The organism is Anaerococcus porci (assembly GCF_034090325.1).
GTDB classification, from domain to species: Bacteria; Bacillota; Clostridia; order Tissierellales; family Peptoniphilaceae; genus Anaerococcus; species Anaerococcus porci.
Map to the genome: position 1 here is coordinate 1 of NZ_JAXDSU010000009.1, position 10555 is coordinate 10555.

The following is a 10555-nucleotide window of genomic DNA, read 5'->3' on the forward strand; positions in this document are numbered from 1 at the left end:
AAAATCGACTGGCAAGATGGAGCCATAGCCTATAGGGATATAATGAATAACCCAATGGGTCATGAATACGTAAAAGACTTAGTAGGTCAAAGAATAGCCATGAACTTTGGTTCTCAAGCCCAAAATCCATTCTTAACAAGTCTTGATGGGATTAAAAAAGTTTACCTAAATACGGATGGACTTGGACAAATGGTTCTTTTAAAAGGATATGGATCAGAAGGTCACGACTCACTTAAACTATCCCTAGCAAGTCTTTTTAGTGCAATACTTGGACTATTTATAAGTAAAAAAAGAAAATAATAATAGTAATACTTTAATCCTCTTTAAAAAATAGCATCTAAAGACTCAATAAATTAAATAATTAAAGGAGTCTTTAGACGCAAATTGAAAGGGCTATGAATCTTTGAATTCATAGCCCTTTTAATTTTACATGACTGTGTAAAATTTATGTATAAAAATCTTATAGTTAGGCTAAAAAGATAATTAGGATAAAGCTTATGCCAAGAAAAAATACTAACAAAATAAGAAATAAAATGATGTACTATAGAAAAACATATTATATAGCTTACTTTTTTAATATTATTCTTTTTTAGGATTTTTATAAGATACTAAATTATTTATCACAGATTTAACGATAAATAATCCCGAGTAACAAGAAATTCCTCAAATTAAAAGAGATGATTTAATTGATAAGTTAATATTAGTCAACACTCCTATAGTCTTCTTAATCACTTTAACAAAATATCTAAAGCTGTTTTCTCCGTTGGCTATTATGAATTACAGTTAATATTGCTTGCTCCTTAGTTCCATATTTAGTGTAGAAAAAATGCTCTAATAAATAATTAAAACCTAACTTCTCACTTACACGTTTTGATTGAGTATTTTTTTTAAAATATCCACAAAATACTGCATCTAGTTCTAGAGTATCAAAACAATATTCCAAGATTGCATGACCTGCTTCTGTCATATAGCCCTTACCCCAAAAATTCTTACTTAAGACATAGCCTATTTCTCTACATTTTAAATTTTTATATTTTTCTCCAACAAGTTCTTCCTTATATTTTTCTATGCCAAATGAACCTATAACTTTACCAGTCTCTTTTTTGATTATAGCAAAAGTCTTTTTTCCGTTAATAAACATATCTAAAATTTTTGATGACTCTTCTATAGATTCGTGATGAGTCCGACCAGCCATTTCCCCAACACCTGGAATTTTTGCATATTCATTAAAATCTTTAAGATCATCTTTTTTAAAAGGTCTTAGAATAAGCGAATTTGTTTCTAATCTTATACCAGTAATATTTATGTCTGGATTCATAATATCCCCCAATTTTTAAATTATATTAAAGCTTTTATGCTATTTATTTAAAAATTAATAGCACATTAAAAGTCCATAGATTATACTTATAGCTTTATACTTTTTCGAATAATTTTTTTAAAATCTAAATTAAGATTCAATAACTAGGCTCTTTTTTTACTTTTTATTATTTTAGCATTATCTTTGTGAACTCCCAAGAAAAGATAGTCAAAAATCTTTATCCTAAATTGGTAAAAAATTATGCTTATAAAAAATGAAATTATAGTAGCTGAAATATATAGGTTTAAATTAGAAAGATATAAAAGATTTTCTAAAAGAAATTTAATAAGTACAAAAAGATACAAAAGGGAATTTAAAAAGTACTTTTCAAAGCCTATCTCATATATATCAGCCTTTAAAATAAGATAGGTTAAGAGTAGAAAACCTATAGAAAATCCTATAAAAATCTTAGTCTTATCTATAATAAAAATTTCAATTATAAAGATAAGAAAAGCTATTATGTAAAGATAAGGGTTTATCTTTTTTGAAGGGTTAATTCTTGCAAAGATAAAGTATATAAAGCCAAAAAACATATATTTATTGAAAGGACTTAAACCTTTAAGATAAGATGTATTAAAGCATAGTAAATAAAGGATAAATAATATTATCCCGCATATTTTTGTAAAGTAGGCTCCAAATACTTTTGTTAAAATCCTTTCTACTAGATATAATATAAATATATGCAATATTATTTTGTAATTAGATGCAATTATTTCAGATAAATTATTAAGTAAAATTCTAGGCTTAGTAGGGTCAAATCCTATTATATAAGCTCTTATAAAACTTAAAGATATAAGAGGAATGAAAAAGAATAGGACCTTTCTATCCTTAGTATTTGAAAAAATGGATGCAAAATAAGCCGTAATATATGAATAATATATCCAGGAAAAAGTTTCTTTATTTGTAAATAAGGGTAAATATATCATGATAAGGCTTAAAATAAGAGCCAATATATCTGCTATTATTAATTTTTGTTTTTTCATAGTATCACCACTTTAATTATATAATAATAGGGATTTAAAAGAAAATTATTTGTTAAAAGGATAAATCATGGCTAAGAAAAAAAGAAGTGAAATTTTCGCTGAAAAATCAAGAGAAAGAAAAACTTCTCCCTATCAAAAACATGATAGGAACAAAAGAAAAAATATAAGAAAAAAGAAAAATAAAAGAAATGGAATCATTAGGCTTTTAGTCATTGGAATACTTATTATATCTCCATTTTTCCTATATGAAAAATTCTATAATACTCCTCAAAGGTCTATTGATAAGGCCGTACTTAGTATAAAAGAACAAGATATAAAAGCTCAAGAGAAGTATTTTGATAAGGTTAGTAAAATCAACAAAGTCTTATCTGAATCATATTCTAGTGAATTGCCTGAACAAAAAGAATTCTTAAAGGCAAATTATGCAAATCTCAAAGTTTCAGTAAAAGATATAAAAAAGGTAAGTGATGGACTTGAAGTAGAAGTTGACGTCAAAAATGTTTGCTACATAGATGTATTTGACACCCTTAACCCAAAAGACAAAAATCTTCATAAAAGTTTTGTAAGAGAACTTTCAAATGAAAACCAAACTATAGAAGAAAATACAGCTAAACTTATCTTAGATAAGAAACTAAGCTACTATAAAATCTACGAATCAAGAGACTTCATTAATGCTATTTTAGGTGGTGCTTTGAAATATGCTGACAAAAATAAGTGATGGAGCTGTTGCAAAAATATGAATTTCTATTGTTATATCATTACAAGTTATTTATAGACAACTTATAATAGCCTGCCGCTTATGGATGTCAAATAATAGTGGAGGAGTTTGTGATGATTTTTAAATGATTGATTCATTGTGCAACAGTCCTATTTTTATATATTTATTCTTATTTTGTGTTTAATTAATATAAAGATGAATTTTTCCTTTTATGCTTTTATTTACAAGAAAGTAAAAATAAGATCCATTTGTGGATTTTAATTAGGGATTAATTCCATTAAATTTAATCGGCATGAAGATATTAACCTTTATGCCGGTTTTTATATGTCGATTTTACCGATGAAGTTCCAATAAAACCAAATTGTTGTCTTTTAAGATTTGTTCCTTGAACTTTTTCTGATTGTTCTACATGAATTTCATCTACAAAAGTTCTAATTATTTCTGGATTAAGTTCTTTAATATCATGTACTTCCTTACAAATTTTAGGAATGATTTCACATTAATGTGAAAATTAGTTTGTACAAACTGGTATAATATTATAGAATAACTATACAAATTGTGCTAGTAAATTTTACACAATATTATGGACTTGACTAAAGATACTAATGACATTTTTAATTCTGTAGAAATTAAAGGGGGGATTTGCCATTTTATATCATCAAATAAACATATTGGTGAATTAGATTTTATAAAGCATACAAATGGCAATAGTATTCATAAAAAAAGAGAACTATTTATAAAAGGAATAGATGTAATACTTACAGACGAATATCAGTTTAGCATCCTAAAAAAAGTAAAAAAAGAAGAATTTCGTCCTTTAACTGAAATAACTAAAGGAAGAAATGCCTTCGGAATTATTGGGAAACAAAGTGTTGTGGAAAAAGTAGCATCAATTTATATGTTCAAAGGTGCTTGCGAACTCAGGTGTAAAGCTAATGAAATAAGGTATATCATAGAAGATAAAATAAAGAAGAATGTTGACATTTTTAACTCATATAAAGTTTTCATATCAAAATCTGCTGGAGCACCTCATACTGATAAAAAGGTGATTGGTCAACCATATATCGGCGAGAAAAAATCTGCCTGTACGGATTCATTAATACCAATTGGAAAGTTTGAAACAATCGAAGAAGCACAGAATCTTAAAAAATATTTAGAAAGTAAATTCTTGAGATTTATGGTTACTTTGGTTAAATCATCTCAAAACACTACTCAAATAGTATATAGATTTGTTCCACTTCAAGATTTTACTTCTGAGTCAGATATCGACTGGACAAAATCTATTAATGAAATTGATGAACAGCTTTTTGATAAATACAATCTTTCAAACGAAGAAAGAGAACATATAAAATCTTCTATAAAAGATATGTAATAATTCAAGGCTATGATTCGTTCATGGCCTTTTTCGTTTATTTAAGAATTTATCTTTCCAAGTTCATAATCTTCTTTAAGCATTCTCTTTAAAGATCAAATTGGTATATCTAGAAAATCTTTTGCATCATTATTTTTTCTTTCAAGGTCTCCTCTTTCTTTAATTTCATATGAGTGTTCTTTAGCCATATCTAAAAGTACGTCTTTAATTTTTTGATTTTTCTTAGGTATATTCTATAAAGCTTTGTCTTTTTAATTCTTGATTTTTCATGTTTTTCTCCTTCACTTTTCTATACATATTCCTATACATTCCTCTATTAGTCAAGTAATTAGAAGATATTAATTATTATATAACAAAGAAAAAAGCTATGAATCATAAACCCATAGCCTTTTATCATTCCACCTAAAGACTTCCTAATTTAGTTTTTATTTAATCTCTAATTCAAAGAGTCTTTGAGGTCTTATTTTTTTATTTAATATCCTGGTTTTCCTAAAAGTTTGAACATTTGGGTTTTATACTCTTCTACACCTGGTTGGTTAAATGGGTTAACTCCAAGCATATAGCCACTTACTCCAACAACTACTTCAAAGAAGTATAAAAGTTCTCCCAAACTTTCTTCAGATACATCATCTATAGTAAGAAGAATATTTGGAACATTTCCCTTGATATGGGCTAAGATTGTACCTTCCATGGCCTTTTCATTTACATAAGAAAGGTCTCTTCCTGCTAAATAATTTAGACCATCTAGGTTATCAGAATCCTCTTTAATTGTAATATCCTTATCTGGTTTTTGAACCTTAAGAACTGTTTCAAATATATTTCTTTTGCCATCTTGGATCATTTGACCTAGGGAGTGAAGATCTGTAGTGTTATTTACAGATACTGGGAAAAGTCCCTTGCCATCTTTTCCTTCGCTTTCTGCAAATAATTGTTTCCACCATTCTGAAATATACTTAAGTTTAGGTTCATAGTTTACTAAAACTTCTATATCCTTACCATTTTCGTAAAGCATATTTCTAATAGCTGCATATTTTATAGCATCATTTTCTTCGAATGAATTAATAGTATATTTTTTGCGACCATTTTTAAAACCATCAACAAATTTGTCTATATCAACTCCAGCTACACATAAAGGAAGAAGACCTACTGCCGAAATTACTGAAAATCTTCCGCCTATATCATCAGGTACAACAAAAGTTTCATAACCTTCTTTAGTAGCTAAATCCTTTAAAGCTCCTTTTTGTCTGTCGGTTGTAACAAAAATCCTATTTTTAGCTTCTTCCTTACCATATTTTTCTTCGGCCATTTCCTTTAAAAATCTAAAAGCGATAGCTGGTTCTGTCGTAGTACCAGACTTTGAAATGACATTTACAGAAAATTCTTTCTCTTTTAGAAAATCAAGTAGGTCATAGAGGTATTCGCCAGATAGTTGATGTCCTGCATATACTAATTGAGTACCATTTTCTCTTCTAAAATAGCCTGCCATAGCATAATCTATAGCTTTTGTTCCAAGGTAAGATCCTCCTATACCAATAGTTACAAGTACATCGGAATTAGTTTGGATTTTCTTGCTAGCTTTTTTTATTCTTTCATATTCTTGCATATCTAGGTCAACTGGCCTATCAATCCAACCTAAAAAGTCACTACCTTCTCCTGTTTTCTCGATTAAAGTTTTGAATGCATCGAGACTTTTGTCTTTGTAAGAGTCAAGACCTGTAAGGTCAACATTAGTAAAATCTATATTCATTACAAATCCTCCTTTTTTTATTTATACCCAAAATATGAGCAATTATAAAAAATAATAAAGGAAAAGGTAGTTGATAATGATAATAATTTTCATTATTTTAGAATGATTAAAACTTTAGAATCATTATTGACATTTTTAAAGAAAGGTATATAGTAATTAATGTAGAGATGACAAGAACATGTATTTGAGTAACGCAAGAGAAAGGAAGTACATATAATGACATCATTAAAAGGAACAAAGACAGCAAGTAACTTAATTACATCATTTGCTGGTGAATCACAAGCAACAATGAGATATACAATTGCTGCAAAAATCGCTAAAAAAGAAGGATATGTTCAAATTCAACAAATCTTTGAGGAAACAGCAAGAAACGAACAAGTTCATGCTAAACAATTTTATAAATATCTTAAAGAAGAATTTAAACTTGATGCAATCGAATTAAACCCAGATTATACAGCATTTCCAGTTGTATACCATGATACATTAACAAATCTTCAAGGTGCAATCGATGGAGAAAACGAAGAAGCTGAAGATATGTATCCATCATTTGCAAAAATTGCAAGAGAAGAAGGATTTGATGAAATAGCAAGAAGCTGGGAACATATTGCTAAAGTAGAAGCAGCTCATAGAGATAGATATCAAAAACTTCATGATAATATTGAAAATGGAACAGTATTTGAAAAAGAAGAAAAAGTAATTTGGAAATGTTGGAACTGTGGATACCTTTACGAAGGTAAAAAAGCACCTAAGATTTGTCCTGCTTGTAAACATCCACAAGATTTCTTTGAGGTTGCAAACTTTAATTATTAATTAATAAAGAATTTAAAGAATAAAAATTAGAATCTTTCATTAAAAAACCTGCCTATAGGCAGGTTTTTTTTTAAGTTATTAATTTATTTATTGGGTATAATTATAATAAATAAATAAAGGAGGAGACTATGACAGAAAAAAGTATAAGATCTAGAGTCCAAAACTTTGGATCATTCCTTTCAAGCATGGTAATGCCAAATATAGCGGCACTTATTGCTTGGGGATTTATGGCGGCCTTATTCATACCAGCAGGATGGCTACCAAATGAAAATTTCAACAAGATAGTAGATCCACTTCTAAGATATGCTATACCAGCACTTATAGCCTATACAGGTGGAAACCTTATTAATCCTAAAATGGGTGGAGTAGTAGGGGTAGTAGCTTTAATGGGAGCAATAGCTGCAGCAGGAGAAGAAAAAATGCTGGTTGCTGCCATGCTTTTAGGACCTTTGGGAGGATGGCTACTTAAAAAGCTTCAAGATGCTTATGAAGGACATGTTCCAGAAGGCTTTGAGATGCTTGTAAACAATTTCTCTGCAGGATTTTTAGCCTTAGGCTTAGCCCTTTTATCATATGTAATTGTAGCACCTCTTATATCAGGTCTAACTGGCTTACTTGCAGCTGGAATAAATTTCTTATTAGAAAGATCACTTTTGCCTTTAGTTCACATCTTTATAGAGCCAGCAAAAATCCTATTTTTAAATAACGCCATAAATCATGGTATTTTTACACCAATAGGATTAGAACAAGCTGCAGATACTGGAAAATCAATCCTATTTATGATTGAATCAAATCCAGGACCAGGACTAGGAGTTCTTCTTGCTTATTCTATCTTTGGTAATAAAAGAGAAAAATCATCAGCGGCAGGTGCAGCTATAATTCAAGTTTTCGGTGGAATCCATGAGATATATTTCCCATATATCCTTATGAATCCAAAACTAATCCTTGCAACAATAGTGGGAGGAGCTTCAGGTACCTTTACTCTTGAACTCCTTAATGGTGGACTTGTAGCAAGCCCATCACCAGGAAGTTTTCTAGCTTGGCTTGCTATGACTCCAAAAGGCTCCTACCTTGCAACAATCCTAGGATTTCTAGTTGCAACAGTCATTTCTTTTGCTATAGGTTCAGTAATATTAAGAACTTCTAAAAGCTCAAAAAGTTTAGATGAGGCAGAGGGAGATGTAAAAGCTAATAAATCTGGAAAAGAAACAGCAATAGTAAACGAAGAAAAGTCATTTGCTAACATTTCAAAGATAAGATTTGCTTGTGATGCAGGAATGGGTTCATCAGCCATGGGAGCAAGCATCTTAAAGAAAAAACTAAAAGAAGCAGGATTATTAGAAGGAATAGATATAACAAATGTAGCTATAGCCAATCTTCCAAAAGATGTAGACCTTGTAGTAACCCATAAAGATCTTACAGAGCGTGCAAAACAAATCGTTCCAAATGCAATACATGTTTCAGTAAATAACTTCATGCAAGCTCCAGAATATGATCAAGTTGTAGAAAGGCTTAAAGAAGCAGAAAGTACAGCAAAAGTTGAGAACAAAGAAGAAGTAAAAGAAGAAACTCAAAAAATAGCTGACTTGAAAGAAGAAAAGAAAAATACTATCTTATTAAAGGATAATATAATTTTAGATGAAACATTTGAAAATAAAGAAGAAGCCATTAAAAGAGTTCAAGAATTATTGGAAAAATCAGGCTATGTAGATAAGGGTTATGAAGCTGGTATGCTTCAAAGAGAAAAAGAAGCCCCTACCCACTTTGGCATAGGTCTTGCCATTCCACATGGAACAAATGAAACTAAAAAAGAGATAAAAAAATCAGGTCTTGTAGTAATAACAAGTAAAAATGGAGTAGACTGGGACGGAGAATTAGTAAAACTAATAGTAGGAATAGCTGGAAAAGGTGATGATCATATAGGAATTCTTGCTAATGTCGCAAATAATATCAACACAGAAGAGATAGTAAATTCCTTAGTAGAAAACTCCAATAAAGATGAGATATATGAAATTTTAACAAGAGAGGAAGAATAAATATGAAGATAGCAATTCAATTTGGAGCAGGGGCCATAGGTCGTGGGCTACTTGGAAAAATAATTCACGACTCAGGTTACAAACTCATATTTGTAGATGTATTTGACAAAATAGTAGACCAAATCAATGAAGATGGATATGTAGGTCTAGAACTAATGGATCATGAAAATAAAGCTATAAAACTTGAAAATGTATCAGCCCTATGCTCAAGTAAAGATGAAGATCTTGAAAAAATCTATGAAGCAATTACAAAAGCTGATATCATAACAACCTCAGTAAGAGTAGAAAACCTAGACTCAACATCAAAGATTATAGCAAAAGGCCTTGAAAAAAAAGACCCATCTACACCAAAAGTAGACATAATGGCCTTTGAAAATGCCTTCAGAGCAAGTGATATCTTAAAAGGACACCTACTACAAAACACAAGTCTAACAGAAGAAGAAGTAGATAGCCTTGCAACTTTCCCAAACACAGTAACAGACAGAATTGTACAAAATAAAACAGTAGATGGAAGGTCAGTAGTAGAAATTTCAGACGACTTCGAAGCAGTAATTGAACAAACAAAACTAAAAGATTCAACATCAAAACCAATAAAAGATGCTGAATACACCCAAAACATAGACGAAGAACTAGAAAGAAAACTCTTCCTAGTAAACGGAGTTCATGCAGCAACATCCTACTTTGGTTACTATAAAGGCTACACAATGATGGATGAGGCCTTCGGAGATGAAGAAATTCTTTCGGATGTTAAAAAACTAATGGAAGAATCATCAAAAGTACTAATCAAAAAATATGGATTTGATAAAGTAGAGTTAGATAAATTCAAAGAATCAAAATTAAATAGATTTCTAAAGACAGCAAGCCATGATGAAGTAGCTAGAGTTGCAAGAGATCCACAAAGAAAGCTAGGTAAAACAGATAGGCTAGTAAGTCCTGCAATATCAGCCTATGACAATAATCTAGAATATGATTATCTTGCTAAAGCCATAGCCTATGCCTTCAAATATGACAACAAAGAAGATGAAAAAGCATTAGAAATACAAGATTATATCAAAGAAAATGGCATAGAAAAGGCCATTGAACACTTTGCAGAAATCAAAAAAGACGAAAGAAGTGGACTATTTGAAAAAATAGTTGAAGAATATGAAAAAATAGACTAAAAAAAAGATGTAGTTGTAGAATTAACTAATTAGAAAAAGACGAGGAAATGAACTGAACCCATAAACACGGAATAATTTAATAATATTTTAAGCGGAATGTAATCTATAATCAACAGGTGACATTCCGTTTGAGACTGTGTAAAGTTTTGTGTATAGAAACCTCCTGATTAGGGTAAAGAAAAACTAACCAGGAGGAATTTTTATGCCAAGAAAAAGACCGGAAACAAGAAGAAGTAAAATAGCAAAAATGTTAATTGAAGAATATCAGCCTCAAAGTGCACAAGATATTCAAGAAGCACTAAAAGATCTTTTAGGCGATACAATGCAAGAGCTTTTAAAAGCAGAATTAGATGAGCATTTAGACTATGAATA

Annotated in this window: 10 protein-coding genes and 1 pseudogene; 7 read left to right on the forward strand and 4 right to left on the reverse strand. The window is 29.9% G+C overall.

The window, feature by feature from the left end; genetic code table 11:
* A partial coding sequence (locus SOR60_RS01440) for an endo-alpha-N-acetylgalactosaminidase family protein (protein WP_320595013.1) occupies positions 1-300 on the forward strand: 300 nt, incomplete at its 5' end.
* Positions 301-745: 445 nt separating this feature from the next.
* Here SOR60_RS01440 and SOR60_RS01445 read toward each other — a convergent pair.
* The gene (locus SOR60_RS01445) at positions 746-1318 is read right to left on the reverse strand and encodes a GNAT family N-acetyltransferase (protein WP_320595014.1); all 573 of its coding nucleotides are present in this window, start codon (positions 1316-1318) and stop codon (positions 746-748) included.
* Between the two features lie 143 nt (positions 1319-1461).
* Positions 1462-2340: a hypothetical protein gene (locus tag SOR60_RS01450; protein WP_154539591.1), complete on the reverse strand. Its 879-nt coding sequence runs from the start codon at positions 2338-2340 to the stop codon at positions 1462-1464.
* Positions 2341-2407: 67 nt separating this feature from the next.
* On the opposite strand from SOR60_RS01450, the gene SOR60_RS01455 reads away from it, so the two are divergent.
* Positions 2408-3058, forward strand: coding sequence for a hypothetical protein (locus tag SOR60_RS01455; RefSeq protein WP_154539589.1), 651 nt, complete (start codon positions 2408-2410; stop codon positions 3056-3058).
* 301 nt (positions 3059-3359) lie between these two features.
* Here the strand turns inward: SOR60_RS01455 and SOR60_RS01460 are convergent, their stop codons facing one another.
* Positions 3360-3551, reverse strand: a complete 192-nt coding sequence (locus SOR60_RS01460; RefSeq protein WP_320595017.1) for a DUF4368 domain-containing protein — start codon at positions 3549-3551, stop codon at positions 3360-3362.
* A gap of 90 nt (positions 3552-3641) precedes the next feature.
* Here SOR60_RS01460 and SOR60_RS01465 point away from each other — a divergent pair, with 90 nt between their 5' ends.
* Positions 3642-4430, forward strand: a complete 789-nt coding sequence (locus SOR60_RS01465; protein WP_320595015.1) for a hypothetical protein — start codon at positions 3642-3644, stop codon at positions 4428-4430.
* 472 nt (positions 4431-4902) lie between these two features.
* On the opposite strand, the gene SOR60_RS01470 is transcribed toward SOR60_RS01465, so the two are convergent.
* Positions 4903-6177, reverse strand: a complete 1275-nt coding sequence (locus SOR60_RS01470; protein ID WP_154539587.1) for a glucose-6-phosphate isomerase — start codon at positions 6175-6177, stop codon at positions 4903-4905.
* Positions 6178-6393: 216 nt separating this feature from the next.
* On the opposite strand from SOR60_RS01470, the gene rbr reads away from it, so the two are divergent.
* The 4 genes and pseudogenes from rbr to SOR60_RS01490 all read left to right on the forward strand — a co-directional run.
* Complete coding sequence (gene rbr / locus SOR60_RS01475; protein WP_154539585.1) at positions 6394-6987, forward strand: rubrerythrin; 594 nt, start codon at positions 6394-6396, stop codon at positions 6985-6987.
* Positions 6988-7115: 128 nt separating this feature from the next.
* A complete protein-coding gene (locus SOR60_RS01480) occupies positions 7116-9023 on the forward strand; it encodes a PTS mannitol transporter subunit IICBA (RefSeq protein WP_176269542.1) in 1908 nt (635 codons plus the stop codon).
* Positions 9024-9025: 2 nt separating this feature from the next.
* Positions 9026-10183, forward strand: a complete 1158-nt coding sequence (locus SOR60_RS01485; protein ID WP_320595016.1) for a mannitol dehydrogenase family protein — start codon at positions 9026-9028, stop codon at positions 10181-10183.
* 202 nt (positions 10184-10385) lie between these two features.
* A pseudogene (locus SOR60_RS01490) lies at positions 10386-10555 on the forward strand (IS256 family transposase); the annotation flags it as partial.

Excerpts from the sequence above, each read along its gene's own strand:
- SOR60_RS01470 (WP_154539587.1), bottom strand. The coding sequence starts at position 6,177 with ATGAATATAGATTTTACTAATGTTGACCTTACAGGTCTTGACTCTTAC.
- SOR60_RS01485 (WP_320595016.1), top strand. The coding sequence starts at position 9,026 with ATGAAGATAGCAATTCAATTTGGAGCAGGGGCCATAGGTCGTGGGCTA.
- SOR60_RS01455 (WP_154539589.1), top strand. The coding sequence starts at position 2,408 with ATGGCTAAGAAAAAAAGAAGTGAAATTTTCGCTGAAAAATCAAGAGAA.
- SOR60_RS01445 (WP_320595014.1), bottom strand. The coding sequence starts at position 1,318 with ATGAATCCAGACATAAATATTACTGGTATAAGATTAGAAACAAATTCG.
- SOR60_RS01480 (WP_176269542.1), top strand. The coding sequence starts at position 7,116 with ATGACAGAAAAAAGTATAAGATCTAGAGTCCAAAACTTTGGATCATTC.
- SOR60_RS01450 (WP_154539591.1), bottom strand. The coding sequence starts at position 2,340 with ATGAAAAAACAAAAATTAATAATAGCAGATATATTGGCTCTTATTTTA.
- rbr (WP_154539585.1), top strand. The coding sequence starts at position 6,394 with ATGACATCATTAAAAGGAACAAAGACAGCAAGTAACTTAATTACATCA.
- SOR60_RS01465 (WP_320595015.1), top strand. The coding sequence starts at position 3,642 with ATGGACTTGACTAAAGATACTAATGACATTTTTAATTCTGTAGAAATT.